At 50.5% G+C, this 14,903-nt stretch carries 14 protein-coding genes; 3 read left to right on the top strand and 11 right to left on the bottom strand.

Features of this window, described 5'->3' with window-relative positions; translation table 11 throughout:
* Nucleotides 1-116 precede the first annotated feature (116 nt).
* On the top strand, nucleotides 117-1,025 hold the full coding sequence (locus ACJHX4_RS22115; RefSeq protein ID WP_001385591.1) for an alpha/beta hydrolase: 909 nt from the start codon (nucleotides 117-119) through the stop codon (nucleotides 1,023-1,025).
* A 63-nt stretch (nucleotides 1,026-1,088) separates the two neighbouring features.
* Here ACJHX4_RS22115 and fabY read toward each other — a convergent pair whose 3' ends face one another.
* The 10 genes from fabY to yihU all read right to left on the bottom strand — a co-directional run bounded on the left by fabY (nucleotide 1,089) and on the right by yihU (nucleotide 10,776).
* A complete protein-coding gene (fabY, locus tag ACJHX4_RS22110) occupies nucleotides 1,089-2,030 on the bottom strand; it encodes a fatty acid biosynthesis protein FabY (RefSeq protein WP_001297068.1) in 942 nt (313 codons plus the stop codon).
* Nucleotides 2,031-2,074: 44 nt separating this feature from the next.
* A complete protein-coding gene (gene dtd / locus ACJHX4_RS22105) occupies nucleotides 2,075-2,512 on the bottom strand; it encodes a D-aminoacyl-tRNA deacylase (RefSeq protein WP_000560981.1) in 438 nt (145 codons plus the stop codon).
* Entirely contained in the window at nucleotides 2,509-3,381 is an 873-nt protein-coding gene (locus tag ACJHX4_RS22100) for a virulence factor BrkB family protein (protein ID WP_000920762.1), read from the bottom strand. The genes dtd and ACJHX4_RS22100 overlap by 4 nt, the downstream gene beginning before the upstream one ends.
* Nucleotides 3,375-3,974: a glucose-1-phosphatase gene (gene yihX / locus ACJHX4_RS22095; protein ID WP_001296610.1), complete on the bottom strand. Its 600-nt coding sequence runs from the start codon at nucleotides 3,972-3,974 to the stop codon at nucleotides 3,375-3,377. The genes ACJHX4_RS22100 and yihX overlap by 7 nt, the downstream gene beginning before the upstream one ends.
* A gap of 140 nt (nucleotides 3,975-4,114) precedes the next feature.
* Nucleotides 4,115-5,002, bottom strand: coding sequence for an aldose 1-epimerase (locus tag ACJHX4_RS22090; protein WP_001296609.1), 888 nt, complete (start codon nucleotides 5,000-5,002; stop codon nucleotides 4,115-4,117).
* On the bottom strand, nucleotides 4,992-6,341 hold the full coding sequence (locus ACJHX4_RS22085; protein ID WP_001291196.1) for an MFS transporter: 1,350 nt from the start codon (nucleotides 6,339-6,341) through the stop codon (nucleotides 4,992-4,994). The genes ACJHX4_RS22090 and ACJHX4_RS22085 overlap by 11 nt, the downstream gene beginning before the upstream one ends.
* Nucleotides 6,342-6,439: 98 nt before the next feature.
* The gene (locus tag ACJHX4_RS22080; RefSeq protein WP_000078433.1) at nucleotides 6,440-7,873 is read right to left on the bottom strand and encodes an MFS transporter; all 1,434 of its coding nucleotides are present in this window, start codon (nucleotides 7,871-7,873) and stop codon (nucleotides 6,440-6,442) included.
* A 69-nt stretch (nucleotides 7,874-7,942) separates the two neighbouring features.
* Nucleotides 7,943-8,953, bottom strand: a complete 1,011-nt coding sequence (locus ACJHX4_RS22075; RefSeq protein WP_000357981.1) for a zinc-dependent alcohol dehydrogenase — start codon at nucleotides 8,951-8,953, stop codon at nucleotides 7,943-7,945.
* A gap of 32 nt (nucleotides 8,954-8,985) precedes the next feature.
* Nucleotides 8,986-9,873 (bottom strand): aldolase, encoded by an 888-nt coding sequence (locus ACJHX4_RS22070; RefSeq protein ID WP_000094544.1) that lies wholly within the window; start codon nucleotides 9,871-9,873, stop codon nucleotides 8,986-8,988.
* 24 nt (nucleotides 9,874-9,897) lie between these two features.
* Nucleotides 9,898-10,776, bottom strand: a complete 879-nt coding sequence (gene yihU / locus ACJHX4_RS22065) for a sulfolactaldehyde 3-reductase (RefSeq protein ID WP_000190782.1) — start codon at nucleotides 10,774-10,776, stop codon at nucleotides 9,898-9,900.
* A 172-nt stretch (nucleotides 10,777-10,948) separates the two neighbouring features.
* Here yihU and ACJHX4_RS22060 point away from each other — a divergent pair, with 172 nt between their 5' ends.
* Both ACJHX4_RS22060 and ACJHX4_RS22055 read left to right on the top strand, forming a co-directional pair.
* Nucleotides 10,949-11,845, top strand: coding sequence for a sugar kinase (locus tag ACJHX4_RS22060; protein WP_000196715.1), 897 nt, complete (start codon nucleotides 10,949-10,951; stop codon nucleotides 11,843-11,845).
* 39 nt (nucleotides 11,846-11,884) lie between these two features.
* Nucleotides 11,885-12,673 carry a DeoR/GlpR family DNA-binding transcription regulator gene (locus tag ACJHX4_RS22055; RefSeq protein ID WP_000022287.1) on the top strand — a complete coding sequence of 263 codons (789 nt, stop codon included), beginning with the start codon at nucleotides 11,885-11,887 and terminating at the stop codon, nucleotides 12,671-12,673.
* Between the two features lie 107 nt (nucleotides 12,674-12,780).
* Here ACJHX4_RS22055 and typA read toward each other — a convergent pair whose 3' ends face one another.
* Nucleotides 12,781-14,604 (bottom strand): ribosome-dependent GTPase TypA, encoded by a 1,824-nt coding sequence (gene typA / locus ACJHX4_RS22050; protein ID WP_000570668.1) that lies wholly within the window; start codon nucleotides 14,602-14,604, stop codon nucleotides 12,781-12,783.
* Nucleotides 14,605-14,903 lie beyond the last annotated feature (299 nt).

Raw genomic sequence — 14,903 nt, 5'->3', positions numbered from 1 at the left:
GTCTTTACATTTGCGAGGCGCTTTCCAGATTTTTCACGCCCGTGAATTTCCCTGTATCCATCCAGCAAAAACGGGTGTATAAAACTGTACATTCATACAGCAAAATGAGTTCTACTATGGCACTGGAAAAAGGAATTGCAGAGTTAGTCGAAGAGTTTATCGCTGCGGGTCGCCCCTCATCGCGCCAACAAAGTATTACGCAGCGCAGAGAGGGCTATATCGCCAGCGCTGTCCTTGCGGGTGAGACAGAAACGCGGGTAGATATTCAGACTATCGAACTTGAAGGGATGACCTTACGAATAGTGTCACCGCTGAATGCCCCGACATTACTCCCGACGATAATTTATTACTACGGTGGCTGTTTTGTTAGCGGCGGGTTCGCAACTCACGACAACCAGCTGCGCCAGTTAGCCTATTACGGGCAATGTCGGGTTATTGCCGTCCAGTATCGGCTGGCACCGGAACATACTTTCCCCGCCGCCCATGATGATGCACAACGAGGTGCAGAATTAGTCCGGCAACACGCCGAACGACTCGGCGTTGATAAACAACGAATAACTCTTGCCGGTGACAGTGCGGGAGGGCATCTGGCGCTGGTAACTGCTTTGCGATTGAAGCGTGCTGGCGAGTGGCAACCAGCACAACTCATCTTAATTTATCCTATGCTTGATGCGACTGCGCATTTCGAAAGCTACATACGCAATGGTCACGATTACATCATCACACGCGACACTTTACTGAGCGGCTTTGAGATGTACCTGCCAGGCATTGAACGCAGGCATCCTGAAGCCAGCCCTATTTGGCGCAATGATTTCAATGGCTTGCCACCTGTACATATCATTACCGCTGAATACGACCCACTTTGCGATGAAGGTGAAGCGTTGTATCACCGCATGACAGGGCAAGGAGTGCAATGCACCTGCCAACGCTACCTTGGCGTTATCCACGGATTTTTTCAGTTAGGTGGTATCAGTGAGGCTGCGCGATCGGCGTTACGGGATGTTGCCTGGAGAGCGGGAAGGTAACTCCGGACCAGGGCCCAGAAAAGGTTTTCAGATTGAAAACCTTTTCAGTCAAGTAAAACGCCCCTACTCTTCTTCGTTCCCGCCCTCTTCATACGGGCCAAATGGCTTCGCGGGCAGAACGATATACGTGCCTTCAAACACTGCACCCGGCGTCTCGTCGCCAAAGATTTCTACTTGCATCTGCACCCGTGCTTTTCGTCCGCGCGCCAGACGGTCGAGATCGCCACTTAAGGCACCAAGGTCGGCTACCGCATGGGGTTTTCCGCTAATCGGCTTGCTGTAGCGGATATGCGCATCCGCCAGAATAATCGTTCCGCCGAGGTGGCGTTCGCGCAGCATCAGCCAGATAAGCCCCCAACCGGTGAGCGTAGCCAGCGAGAATAAACTCCCGGCAAACAGCGTGTGATGCGGATTCTGATTGCCGGTTTCCGGCATGGTGGTGATAAATTTTTGCCCGGTATATTGCTGAATGCGCACACCCATTTTTTCGCTTAACGGGATATGTTCATACCACGCTTGCTGGAGCTGGGCGCACCAGTCGCCGCGATGAAGAATATCATCCAGAGTGGCGACGGGTTTAATCATCAGAAAATGGCGAATCGGCGTGGTGGTTGGCGTGGTGATTTCACCCTGATTAACAAACCCCAGCTTGGCGAAAAACTCCACCGCGTCTTCACGGGCGCTACAGGTCACGCGCTTAACGCCTTCCTGACGTGCCACCGACTCCAGGGTCATCGCCATCAGCGTGCCTAACCCTTTGTCCTGCACGTCGGGATGAACGGCCATAAAGCGAATGGACGCTTCATTGTCGGCATTAATATACAGTCGGCCTACCGCTACCAGATTACCCTGCTCGTCGACGACCATCTGGTGATGCGCCATCGCATCCCACGCGTCGCGTTCCGAACCTTTTGGTTGATGCAGGGGCTTACGCAACATTTCCCAGCGAAACTGATAGTAACGCTCTAATTCTTCTTCTGTTTGTGGAACCCGAAGGTGATACATAGCGATACTCTCTCTTGTTTCCCGTGACAACCCTGGAAGCTGGCTCATACCTGCAACCAGAATGTCACGGGGCCATCATTGACCAGCGATACCTGCATATCCGCAGCGAAGCGTCCTGTTTGCGTGTTCATATCTTGCTGACGGCAGCGTTCGACGAAATAGTCATATAACGCCTCTGCGCGATCCGGTGATGCGCCTTTGGAGAAACTTGGGCGCATCCCCCGTTCGGTATCTGCGGCAAGGGTAAACTGGGAAACCACCAGTACACTGCCGCCCGCCTGTTGCACGTTGAGATTCATCTTGCCTTCGGCATCGCTAAAGATGCGGTAGCCGAGTACACGCTCGCACAGACGGTTTGCTTTCTGTTCGTCGTCATCCTTTTCGACACCCAATAACACCAAAAGTCCCGCGCCAATTTCACCCGTCACTTCTCCCTCCACGGTGACGCTGGCACGGGTTACGCGTTGAATTAATGCAATCATGGTTCGTCGTCTTCTTCTTGTTCAGCAGCTTGTTTTAATTTGCGGTATTCCCCGAGAGTGACAGTAATTTCCGCGCCAAGCAAGACGATACACCATGTCCAGTAGACCCAAACAAAGAGAATGGGGATCACCGCCAGCACGCCGTAAATGAGCTGATATGACGGGAACATGGTGATATAAAGCGCGAAACCTTTCTTTCCTGCTTCGAACAGGAGCGCGGCGACAAACGCGCCGACAATCGCGTCGCGGTTAGGTACGCGAATGGTAGGAACGATGCTGTACAGCAACCAAAAGGAGATCCACGATAACAGCAGCGGAAAAATACGCAGCACGTTGTCGATGACAGTATTGAGATCGCTCGCCCAGCGCAGGGAAAGCAGATAGGAGCTGATCGCCAGACTGGCCCCTGCCAGCAGCGGCCCCAGCGTTAAAATCATCCAGTACACGGCAAACGAGTAAATTTTGGGTCGCGCTCGTTTACTGCGCCAGATGGTATTCAACGCGCTATCGATGGAGTACATCAACAATAACGCCGTGACGATCAGCCCGCACGCCCCGACGGCGGTCATTTTGTTGGAATTGGCGACAAACTGTTCGATATATCGCTGGATAACATCGCCAGTAGCAGGCAGAAAGTTGGCAAAAATAAAGTGACGCAACTGAATGCTGACGTCGGAAAACATGGGAAAAGCGGCGAAAAGCGCAAAAACAACGGCAACCAGCGGCACTAATGAGAGCAACGACACATAGGCAAGGTTACCTGCCAGGGTTGTCATGTTGTCCTCATCAATGCGTTGCCAGAGTAGTTTTAGCCAGGCCCATAGTGGACGGGTACGATGCCTGGCTTTGTCCTGAATGGTTTTTAGCATAACACCTTCGCGAAATAGTCCGGGATGGTGGTTTTATCTTTCACCAGAATACTAGTAATGCCTAGCCGATTAGCTCCTTCTATATTATCGGCGTTATCGTCGAAAAAGACCGTATCGTCTGGTGAAAAACCTTCTGCCCGCAAAACATGCTGATAAATTCGTGCTTCAGGTTTGCGCATACCCAAGTCTTGCGACAGATAGATATGGTCAGCAGCATCACGGATTTCCGGGTATTCCTCCGGCCAGAAGGTAGTATGCAGGCGGTTAGTATTGGAAAGCACCACCACGCGATGCCCCTGCTCACGCAGTTTATGCATGATGGCGATCACTTCCGGTCGTAGCGCAACAAATACCGCCTGCCAACCGTGGGAGAACTGCTCATAGCTTAGCGGCAGGGCCATCTCATGACACAGTGCCTCTGCGAACGCTTCGTCGCTAATTTCCCCACGCTCATGCTGATGAAACGCCTCGCCCATGTGGAAACTCTTCTTAAGCGTAGCCAGTGGAACACGCGTTAAATCGCTCCAGGCCCCCAGCACACGGTTAAAGTCGATATCGACAATCACATTACCTAAATCAAAGATATAGAGCATTTTTGCCTCCTTTCGCGCCACAAGAAATTAACTGTAGCGGGAAAGGATGGGTTTGGCTATGTGGCAATAAGGGTAATCTTGTGATGCTGATTGCGAAAAAGCAGAGTAATTTCACTGGCTTTTTCGCAATAGATGAATGGTTAAGATTCAGGTGTAAATTGCCAACGAGTTTCGATGACCAGCGGCTTATCTGGTGTCACAAATTCCGGCGTTAGATTTATTGCGTTAGGTGCCTGAGTCAGCGGGTTAATACAGGTGGCATCGGGCTGTTTATCAAATACCACCAGACTGTTTGCAGAAGAGGTCATGGTCATCGCGAGTTTACCAGGCCACAGTAACTTAACCTTCACCCCGTCATAAAAACCAAAACAGTCATCCCAGGGACCAACTTGAGGAGAGATACGATTTCCAGTTGGCAGTTCATCACTACCCGCTTCTTCTTGCCAGTCCGCATCAAAAAGCACCTGCAACGATTCTGTATTTTGCGGAGTCAGCTTTTTCGCAAACCACGGATGCCAGCCTGCGGAGGCCGGGAATGTATCGGCATATGAATGGACTTCCAGTTGCAAAACCAGCGCATCGTTCTCCAGCAAAAAAGTCTGAATCACTTCCCCTTGCCAGGGCCACGGTGAAGTCAGGGGCATACGTAAAGTCAGGGAATCTGCTGTTTTGTCGATGATTTCCCACGTTGAGTAACAAGCCATACCATGCAACGCATGTGGTGGTTTATTGGCGGGTAAAGAATAACATTGCCCACCAGCATTCAGCGTCGCATTCCCCAGTCGCCCTGCCCACGGCACCATTGGGAAACAGCCATACTGAAAAGCTCTGCGCTGCGGCTGCCATTGGCGTAATACTTCAGAACCAAATGCCTTTAACGAGGTTATCCTGGCACCATCATGCGGATAAATCTGCAGGTGAATATTGCCTTTTTCCAGCGTCACTAACTCTCCTACAGGCCCAGGCCATGGCGCGTCAAACGCCTGTTGTAGCGCCAGGTAATGCTCGTTTTTTCGTTCAGTTTTCATGAGATTGTTCCCTGATGTAGCGGTAAGAAGCGGTTTCTTGTTCATCGGTTGGCTCAATCAGCCAGACGCAAACAAAGGAAAGAACTGAGACAGCAAATAAAAACAGAGCGACATACCACGGTTTTCCTCCCCCTAGCGCCAGCAAACTTGAGGCGATAAGGGGGCTTAGTCCGCCAAGAATCGCGGAAAATTGATAAGCAAAAGAAAGGCCGGTATATCGTACTTTGGTACCGAACATGCGGGTGAAAAGTGTTGGCTGCACGGCAAACATCATCGTCGGACCTAAGTTGTAGCCAAGGATCATACTGCACCAGATGATGAGCGTACTTTTGCTATCCAGTAATAAGAAGAAAGGAAACGCGAACAGGACACAAAACCCTGCTCCCGACAAATACAGACTTTTTTGACCTATACGATCTGATAACCATCCAACCAATGGACAACTGAAAATACCGATCGCCGAGGCAATCAACATACCCGTCAGGGGAATATCTCGCGACAATGCTAATTGGCTGGAAATATAGACAATACCAAAGGCGTTAATAATATTAGAGGAGACACTTTCCGCCAGCCTCGCACCCAGTGCCAATAAAATATTTCGTGGATGTTTTTTGAATAATTCAATCAACGGAGGAACGGACTTTTCTTTATTATTCGTCGTTTTTTGCTTTTGAAAATCCAGCGTTTCTTCGGTATGCAGGCGGATAAACAGCCCAACGATCAACATCACCGCAGAAAGCCAAAACGGAATGCGCCATCCCCAGGAGAGAAACTGCTCCGAAGTAAGAAAATGGTTACAGAGAGCAAAAATACCGGTTGCCAGCATAATACCCACAGACGCAGCCGTTTGCGGGAGTGAACCTAAAAATCCGCGTCGGGATTCGGGCGCTGATTCTATGGTCATCAATGCCGCTCCGCCGTACTCGCCACCAAGACCAAAGCCCTGAATTAAACGTAGCACCATTAATATGAGCGGTGCCCAGATCCCAATTTCCTGATACGTCGGAATAAAACCAATCAAAAATGTGGAGCAACCGACAATAGCCAACGTCCAGATAAGCGTTATTTTTCGCCCTATTTTATCGCCAAAATGACCAAAGACGATGCCACCTAAAGGACGAGTCAGAAAACCGACACCAAAGGTCGCAAAGGAAGCTATAAGACCTATAAAAGGATCGCTGTCTGGATAAAACAGCGGTGCAAATACCAGTCCTGCTGCCGTGCCAAAAATAAAGAAGTCATACCATTCCATTAACGCGCCTGCGAAACTGCCCATAACGACACGTCTCATGGCTTTACCGGAAAGCCCTTCACGCGGTGCGGGTAACTTTTCAGACATAATTTTCCTCTCCTGGTAGGCGAGAAATCTGGGATACGAACCACTAAACGTGGGCAGTTTGAATTAATGCGCATCGGCTTAAACCGATGCGCATTAAATTATTTCTTCAATTCAGCCAGAACCTCTGCGTCCTCAGCATCAACATTTGCACCCAGTGGTTCCCAATTAATCAATACACAGGTCAGGAATCCCAGGAATGGCACGATTGCCAACCAGTAAAACGCTTCGGTTTTCAACGCACCCCACAGCATCGGCCAGAAAATGAGTCCTGCAATTGCCCCTGTGCGCATAATAGCGCGGGCAAATCCGACCCCAGTAGGGCGAATAGCGGGAGGATAAGAGAGTGTGGCAATGGTCATGCCCAGCCCACCAGGACCCGCTGAATGGAAGAAAATAATTGATCCCAATAACCCTAAAGACAGCCAGGGATTAGTCGTTGCCAGTGCGCCTAACGACAGCAATGCTAAGGTCACAACAGCAAATCCATACATCGACTGTCGGCGAGTACCCAGTCGTTGGAGAATAAACGAGCCGATCATCCCGCCTGTCACCCCACAAAGGGCATTCACGACGGCAGAACCGGTCAACGCGCCAGTAAGCCCGCCACTTATTATTCCCGCCAACGTAAGAGGAAGATAAACACCTACGGCGTTATATTGCCACGCCTGCATGGTTGCCACGACACAGCCAAGAATGGTGCGTTTGCGGTAACGATCATTAAATAAGATGCCATATCCACCACTGTATTTATTCTCTGCTTTTTCCGAGAATTTCGCTTCTGTTGTACCCGATGCCGCAACGCGAGCCTGAACACCATAACGTTTTCCCAGAATGTCGCACGCTTCCTGGTAACGCCCGACGCGTGCGGCCCACATTGCGGATTCACCAATAAAGAAGTAACGCAAAATCATGAAGATGACTGCAAAAATAGCTCCGATGAATATTCCGTAACGCCACAATTGTTCTTCAGCGATACCCGACAGAAGCAGCGGCAAAAGCACCAAATAAACAACGGTTGTCGAAACATACCAGGCCATTTGCCAGAGGTTGACCGACGTTCCGGTTTTCTTCGACGTTGAACCACGAAGCTCTGCCACGGCATTGGTTGCCAAAGGGAAGTCGATGCCTAAACCAAAGCCCATGATGACGCGGCACACCAGCACCCACCAGATACTGGGAGCAATAGCTACCGCTGCAGCACCGATGGTGCACAGCCCCATGCCAATAATAAATGCCCGCTTTTGCCCAAAGCGGTTTATTACTCGGTTCGCTAATAAACCGCCAATTAACGCGGCGATTAATACTGATGCATTGACGGTTGCAGCAAGACCCGGCGAAATGCCGAATTGAGCGGCAATGTATTTATTACCAAACCCCACCATCGCCGCCTGGTAGGCATCAATCAATATGCCGCCCAAAGCAATAAAAATAACGCCGATACTGGTGTTGATTGCAGAGTTCTTATTAACAATATCAATTACGTCCTGTGGCCGACTAATTGAATAAGTTGCAGGACTGGTGATTTGACTCATCGCAGTGTCCTTTTTAATTGTTGTAGGGTGGCGCTGACGTGACGCAGCGCCAGACAGAGATTTAGAAAATCATTCCGGCGCAAATTGCAGCATGACCTTTATGGAGTCATTTTGCTGCGCGCGTTCGAATGCCGCCGCTGCATCCTCAATGGCAAATAAATCGGTAACCAGTTCACTGGTATCAAACCGCCCATCCGCCAGCCATTCGATAACAGCATCGAAATCTTCAGGGATGTACATGCCAGAGTTGAGCAAGTCACGCTCGAAACGTTGCATCATCGGTAATGGTATTTCACGCGGCCCACTTGGTACGCCCATGCACACGACGGTGCCTCCGGCATATACACGGGTACATGCATCGTTAAGCGTGGCCTGCGCTGCAACGACATCAATCGCCCCCGTAAATCGCACATCTGCGGCCAGCTCACCTGGTGCCCAAACTTCTGCTGCGCCCAGTTTTAACGCCAGCGCGCGTTTGGCAGCGTCAGGTTCAATCACGGTAATCTTACCTGCCCCCATAATGCGCAGTGCCTGCACGATGGATAAGCCTATCGTTCCGGCACCAATCACCAGTACGCTTTCCAGAGAAGCTTTCGGCATTCGGTTAACGCAGTGACGAGCACAAGCCGCCGGTTCGGCAAAGGCCAACACTTTTAGCGGTAAAGAGGCTGGTGCGACATGGCAATTACGCGCAGGAACAATGTGTTGTGAGCGAGCAAAGCCCGGTGCGCGAAAACCAGCAACCTGCGGTGGTTCACAAAGATTAAAACGTCCTGCTTTGCAGGCTCGGCATTCCATGCAAGCCATGATGGGATCGACCACAACATGATCGCCCGGCTGTACATTTTTAACGTCGCTGCCCACTTCCGTAACGCGCGCTGCAATTTCATGACCGGGGACGACAGGCGGTTTGGCAAACGGATGACCGCCTTTCAGAACATGCAGATCCGAACCGCATATCCCGTAGAACACGGGCGCAATCCGTACTTCGTGCGGTTTAAGTTGCTGGTGTGGTACTTCAACATATTGAGTGGTGACTTTCCCAATATCTGAAAATAAAACCTGGGTAATTTTATCCATTGTTATTCTCCAGAATCGATATCCATAGGGGATTAGCGTTGCGCGATACCTTCATCGACAATTTCAGCCAGCCGTTGCAAGCGTGGAACGGAGACATCGCGCAGCATGGTTTGTGGATCTTGTGCACCAACAACCGACGCCCAAACCGCTCGTCCAGCCAGGAAGCCCGACGCACCACCTTTCATGGCAATACTTACTGCACGGCCAAAAATATCGGCATCAACGCCAGAAGAAAGAATTACCCACGGCATCTTCATCTGATCGTTAAGTTGCTGACAGGCAGCAAGTAAGGTTTTTTCATCGCCTTTGCCCCCTAATGGCATCTCGGCTTTGTAAAGATCAGCCTCTGTTCCACCAAGCTCTGCGGCGGCGGCAACAATGGCGCTTTCACGATCAAAGTCCCAACCGCGACGAGGTGGACGCACCACAGGTTCAATAATGCTAACCAGCCCGGCACTACGGCAGCGACGAACAAATTTATCAACCATTGCCAGACGTTCCTCTGCGGGTTCATCTTCACGCCAGAGTACAAGTAATTTCATTGCCTTAGCCCCCATTTCACGGGCTTTATGCGGGTCGACGGACATATCTATTTCAACGCTATCAACCGGGATGCCATTACCTGGGATAAAAAGATCGGCAGCGACAATCAGGCCGCAAGAATTAGCCACAGCGCCCTGCTCGACTATTTGTTCAAGACAAAATTGTTTATCCGCCAGAACGGCAGAAGCATAAGGAGAAAGGATTCGGGTCGCGGCAACTTTAAAATCGGTGAGTACACTGTCGGCGATGGGTTTTGGCTGCCCTGCTGCCGCAAACATCAGGCGCATGGCCTCACGCTGATCGACAGCTAACATGGCGAATCCACCACCTGGGCGGGAGATATCTTTCAGCGTAAATGGGGTGAAGTGGGATGACATAGAAACTCCTGTTAATAGATAAAATTAAAGACCAGCCTGCTGGCGAACCTGATTTAGCAGGGCGCTCCAGTCCTGCCGCCCTTTGCCGTCTTGACTTGCTGCGGCGTAATAACTTTCTGCTGCAATCCCCATATTGAGCGGCGCCCCCGTTTTCCGAGCGACGTCAACTGCAATACGCAGATCTTTCAATGCCAGGTCCACCATGAAGGCGGGAGAAAGATCGCCTTTCAGCACTTTGCCAGGCCAGGTGGTCGTAAAATGTCCTTTCCCTGCTGCCGTACCACTCATCACCTTAATTGCGACATCAAGATTTAATCCCAGTGACTCACATAACACAGCGGCTTCGGAGGACAGCGCATTAAGCGCAATGCTCATATAGTTGTTAATTAGCTTCACGCGGATCCCCATTCCTGGGCCACCAGCCTCGACCAGCTCATTACCCATGCACATGAGAATCGGGCGTGCACGCGCAATCTGCTCATCAGTGCCGCCCGCTAAAATCAGCAATGTGCCATCAATCGCATTCACTGACGTTCTGCCCACGGGGGCGTCCATCATATTGATGCCTTTTTCTTGTAATTCCCGTATTAATGCATCGGTCTGTAAGGGATGAATAGTCGACATATCAATCACTAACGCGTCAGATGAAACAGTTTCACAGACGCCTTTTTCCCCCAACAGCACCTGTCGAACAATGTCCCCATTGGGAAGCATAGTGATGATAAATTCAGCGCTTGCTGCCGCTTCCGCTGGGGTTTGTGCCGCAGTGGCCCCCTGCGTAACTAGCGCATCGACGGCCTGTGTATTGACATCAAATACCTGTAATGAATGCCCTTTTTGCAATAGATTGTTAGCCATTGGGCTACCCATCTGCCCCAGCCCGAGAAATGCAATGGTTGCCATGAATACTCTCCTGTCTGACATTGACAAAATAATGACAATTGAAAATTCGTTTTCGTCTGTTTTTGAGCATATTTGTAATTTATGTTCAAAAACACGACACGCATCACTAATTTGATCATTTGTGTCATTTAAATTGACCAAAGACGACAAAATTAAACAGGACAAGACAAATATGACCAGAATTGCATGCGTGGGTATCACAGTTCAGGACAGAATTTATTCTTTGCCCACTCTGCCGGAGGGTGGCGGGAAATATCAGGCAAATCATTATCTTGAGATTGGTGGCGGCCCGGCAGCAACAGCCGCTGTTGCAATCGCAAAGCTTGGCGTGGAGGTTGATTTCATCGGTCGCGTCGGCGATGACAGTTGTGGAAATACCTTACTTGCAGAACTTGAGGGTTGGGGCGTCAATACCGCATTTTGCCGCCGATATCCTAACGCCCGTTCGTCGCAATCAGCGATCCTCGTTGATCAGCATGGCGAACGGATTATCGTTAATTATCCAAGTCCTGATCTCGGTACTGATGCCGAATGGTTAGAAGCGATCGATTTCTCTCGTTATGATCTGATTCTGGCCGATGTTCGCTGGCATAGCGGTACTGAAAAAGCATTCTCGCTAGCGCGCCTTGCGGGTGTGACAACGCTTTTAGACGCCGATATGACACCGCAGGATATTTCTCCACTTGTCGCGCTTGCCGATCACGCCGTGTTCTCAACACCAGGGCTGAAACGCATGACTGGCCTGCAGTCACCTGAAGAAGGTTTGTTCCAGGCAACGACACAAACAGCAGGTAAAGTGTATGTTACGCTGGGTTCTGAAGGATCGTTGTGGATTGAAGATGGTCATTTGTGTCAACAGGAGGCATTTTCTGTCAATGTGGTTGATACCACTGGAGCAGGCGATGTTTTTCACGGCGCACTCGCGGTAGCGTTGGCAGAAAAAATGCCAACAAAAGAGGCTATTCGTTTTGCCAGTGCGGTTGCCGCGATGAAATGTACCCAGCCTGGCGGTCGGGCCGGCATTCCTAATCGTGAGCAAACCGAATCATTTTTGTCACTTTATGCGTAAAATGGTAAACATCTACCGAGGAGGGGCAAGGGAGTATTCATGAGTATCATCGAAGTGACAGGTAATCCACGCCATGACCAACTCGTTCATCTAATCGCAGAACGCGGTTATATGAATATTGAAGAACTGGCACAACTGCTGGATGTTTCAACGCAAACCGTGCGCCGGGATATCCGAAAACTCAGTGAGCAGGGCTTGATCACCCGTCATCATGGAGGGGCCGGGCGCGTCTCCAGCGTCATGAATACCGCTTTTGAGCAACGGGAACTTTCGCTCACCGCCGAGAAACGGGCGATCGCTGAGGCAGTCGCCGATTACCTTCCCGAACGCTGTACCGTCTTTATCACCATCGGTACAACCGTAGAAGCCGTTGCCAGGGCATTACTCAACCGGCGTGATTTACGCATTATCACTAATAGCCTGCGTGTGGCACAGATTCTTTATAAGAATCAGGATATTGAAGTGATGGTGCCGGGAGGCACTTTACGCGCTCATAACGGTGGGATTATCGGCCCAGGAGCCGTGGATTTTATTGAAGGCTTCCGCGCAGATTATTTAATCACCAGTATAGGTGCCATTGAACATGACGGCACCCTACTGGAATTTGATGTCAATGAAGCGTTAGTCGCGAGAACGATGATTAAACATGCGCGGAATACATTGTTAGTGGCCGATCATACGAAGTTTACCGCGTCTGCTGCCGTTTCAATTGGCAATGCACGGAATGTCAGGGCTTTTTTTACTGATGCCCCGCCTCCCAATTCTTTCTGCCAGTTGTTAAGTGAAGAGAATGTTGAACTGGTGGTTGCCGAGCAAGAAGTATCCTGAAATTGAAACTTCGGAAAATCCGCTGGGAATTTCAGCGGATTTTGTTTTCCATAAGCCAAAAAAAAACCTGCCATCGCTGGCAGGTTTTTTATGACTGAAAAACGAAATTAATCGTCTTTCGGTGCGCGGTTAGCGCGACGACGATCGTTTTCCGTCAGGTGACGTTTACGAATACGGATAGAGGTCGGAGTCACTTCTACCAGTTCGTCATCATCGATGAACTCCAGAGCTTGTTCCAGAGTCATGCGGATAGGCGGAACCAGAACAACGGCTTCGTCAGTACCGGAAGCACGCATGTTGGTCAGTTTCTTACCGGTCAGGCAGTTTACAGTCAGGTCGTTAGAGCGGCTGTGAATACCGATAATCTGACCTTCGTAAACTTCTGCACCGTGACCGAGGAACAGCTTACCGCGGTCCTGCAGACCGAACAGTGCGAACGCGACCGCTTTACCCTGACCGTTAGAGATCAGTACGCCGTTCTGACGCTGGCCCACTTCACCCGGACGTACGTCGTCGTAGTGGCTGAAGGTGGAGTACAGCAGACCAGTACCGGAAGTCATGGTCATGAACTCAGAACGGAAGCCAATCAGACCGCGGCTTGGGATCACGTAGTCGAGACGTACACGGCCTTTACCGTCTGGATTCATGTTTTTCAGGTCGCCTTTACGTTCGCCCAGCGCCTGCATTACAGAACCCTGATGCTGTTCTTCAACGTCCAGAGTCACGTTTTCATACGGCTCTTGTTTACGACCGTCGATTTCACGGAAGATAACTTTCGGACGGGATACCGCCAGTTCGAAACCTTCACGACGCATGTTTTCGATCAGAACAGACAGGTGCAGTTCGCCACGACCAGAAACGCGGAACGCATCGGCGTCTTCGGTTTCTTCTACGCGCAGCGCAACGTTGTGTACCAGTTCTTTGTTCAGACGATCCAGGATCTGACGAGACGTTACGAACTTACCTTCTTTACCGCAGAACGGCGAGGTGTTAACGCAGAAGAACATAGAAACGGTCGGCTCATCAACGGAGAGTGCCGGCAGCGCTTCAACGTTTTGCGTGTCGCAAACGGTGTCAGAAATGTTCAGTTCGCCCAGGCCCGTGATCGCCACGATATCGCCAGCTTCCGCCAGATCGGTTTCGATACGTTCCAGACCGAGGTGGCCCAGCACTTTACCGACTTTCGCGTTGCGGGTTTTGCCTTCGCTATCGATGATAGTAACCTGTTGGTTCGGCTTCACTTTACCGCGCTTGATGCGGCCAATGCCGATAACGCCAACATAGCTGTTGTAATCGAGCTGAGAAATCTGCATCTGGAACGGACCGTCAAGGTCAACGTCCGGCGCAGGAACGTGGTCAACAATCGCCTGGTACAGCGGGGTCATGTCTTCCGCCATATCTTCGTGGTCCAGACCCGCGATACCGTTCAGCGCAGAAGCGTAAACGATCGGGAAGTCCAGCTGCTCGTCGGTCGCGTCGAGGTTAACGAACAGATCGAATACCTGATCCACAACCCAATCAGGACGCGCGCCAGGGCGGTCAACTTTGTTGATAACAACAATCGGCTTCAGGCCGTAAGCAAACGCTTTTTTGGTTACGAAGCGCGTTTGCGGCATCGGGCCGTCAAATGCGTCAACCACCAGCAGCACTGAGTCTACCATGGACATTACACGTTCAACTTCACCACCGAAGTCGGCGTGCCCCGGGGTATCAACGATGTTGATACGGTAATCATTCCATTTGATAGCGGTGTTTTTCGCGAGGATGGTAATCCCACGCTCTTTCTCCAAATCGTTGGAGTCCATCACGCGCTCTTGGGTTTCGGCACGAGAGTCGAACGTACCGGATTGTTGGAGCAGCTTGTCTACCAGGGTGGTTTTACCATGGTCTACGTGCGCGATGATGGCGATATTACGCAATTTTTCGATCACAACTTTGCCTCAGGCATTAGAAATAGCGCGTTATTGTACACGGATTAATCGCACTACAAAACAGGATCACAAACATCCTCCGCAAACAAGTATTGCAGAGTCCCTTTGTGATCGCTTTCACGGAGCATAAAAAGGGTTATCCAAAGGTCATTGCACCAATATGGTGCTTAATGTTCCCATTGAAGCACTATATTGGTGCAACATTCACATCATGGTGCAGCCCTTTTGCACGATGTTAAGCATGATAACGCCTTTTAGGGGCAATTTAAAAGTTGGCACAGTTTTCGCTTTATCTTTTT

Origin of the sequence: Escherichia sp. WS2035, from assembly GCF_046487065.1 — a bacterium.
GTDB lineage: Bacteria > Pseudomonadota > Gammaproteobacteria > Enterobacterales > Enterobacteriaceae > Escherichia > Escherichia coli.
This window is presented reverse-complemented; position numbering and strand designations above follow the sequence as displayed.

Bases quoted from the DNA above. Each gene is read 5' to 3' on its own strand.
- ACJHX4_RS22060 (WP_000196715.1), top strand. From the start codon at position 10,949: ATGACCAGAATTGCATGCGTGGGTATCACAGTTCAGGACAGAATTTAT.
- yihX (WP_001296610.1), bottom strand. From the start codon at position 3,974: ATGCTCTATATCTTTGATTTAGGTAATGTGATTGTCGATATCGACTTT.
- ACJHX4_RS22100 (WP_000920762.1), bottom strand. From the start codon at position 3,381: ATGCTAAAAACCATTCAGGACAAAGCCAGGCATCGTACCCGTCCACTA.
- ACJHX4_RS22070 (WP_000094544.1), bottom strand. From the start codon at position 9,873: ATGTCATCCCACTTCACCCCATTTACGCTGAAAGATATCTCCCGCCCA.
- ACJHX4_RS22085 (WP_001291196.1), bottom strand. From the start codon at position 6,341: ATGTCTGAAAAGTTACCCGCACCGCGTGAAGGGCTTTCCGGTAAAGCC.
- ACJHX4_RS22055 (WP_000022287.1), top strand. From the start codon at position 11,885: ATGAGTATCATCGAAGTGACAGGTAATCCACGCCATGACCAACTCGTT.
- ACJHX4_RS22115 (WP_001385591.1), top strand. From the start codon at position 117: ATGGCACTGGAAAAAGGAATTGCAGAGTTAGTCGAAGAGTTTATCGCT.
- dtd (WP_000560981.1), bottom strand. From the start codon at position 2,512: ATGATTGCATTAATTCAACGCGTAACCCGTGCCAGCGTCACCGTGGAG.
- ACJHX4_RS22090 (WP_001296609.1), bottom strand. From the start codon at position 5,002: ATGAAAACTGAACGAAAAAACGAGCATTACCTGGCGCTACAACAGGCG.
- fabY (WP_001297068.1), bottom strand. From the start codon at position 2,030: ATGTATCACCTTCGGGTTCCACAAACAGAAGAAGAATTAGAGCGTTAC.
- ACJHX4_RS22075 (WP_000357981.1), bottom strand. From the start codon at position 8,953: ATGGATAAAATTACCCAGGTTTTATTTTCAGATATTGGGAAAGTCACC.
- ACJHX4_RS22080 (WP_000078433.1), bottom strand. From the start codon at position 7,873: ATGAGTCAAATCACCAGTCCTGCAACTTATTCAATTAGTCGGCCACAG.
- yihU (WP_000190782.1), bottom strand. From the start codon at position 10,776: ATGGCAACCATTGCATTTCTCGGGCTGGGGCAGATGGGTAGCCCAATG.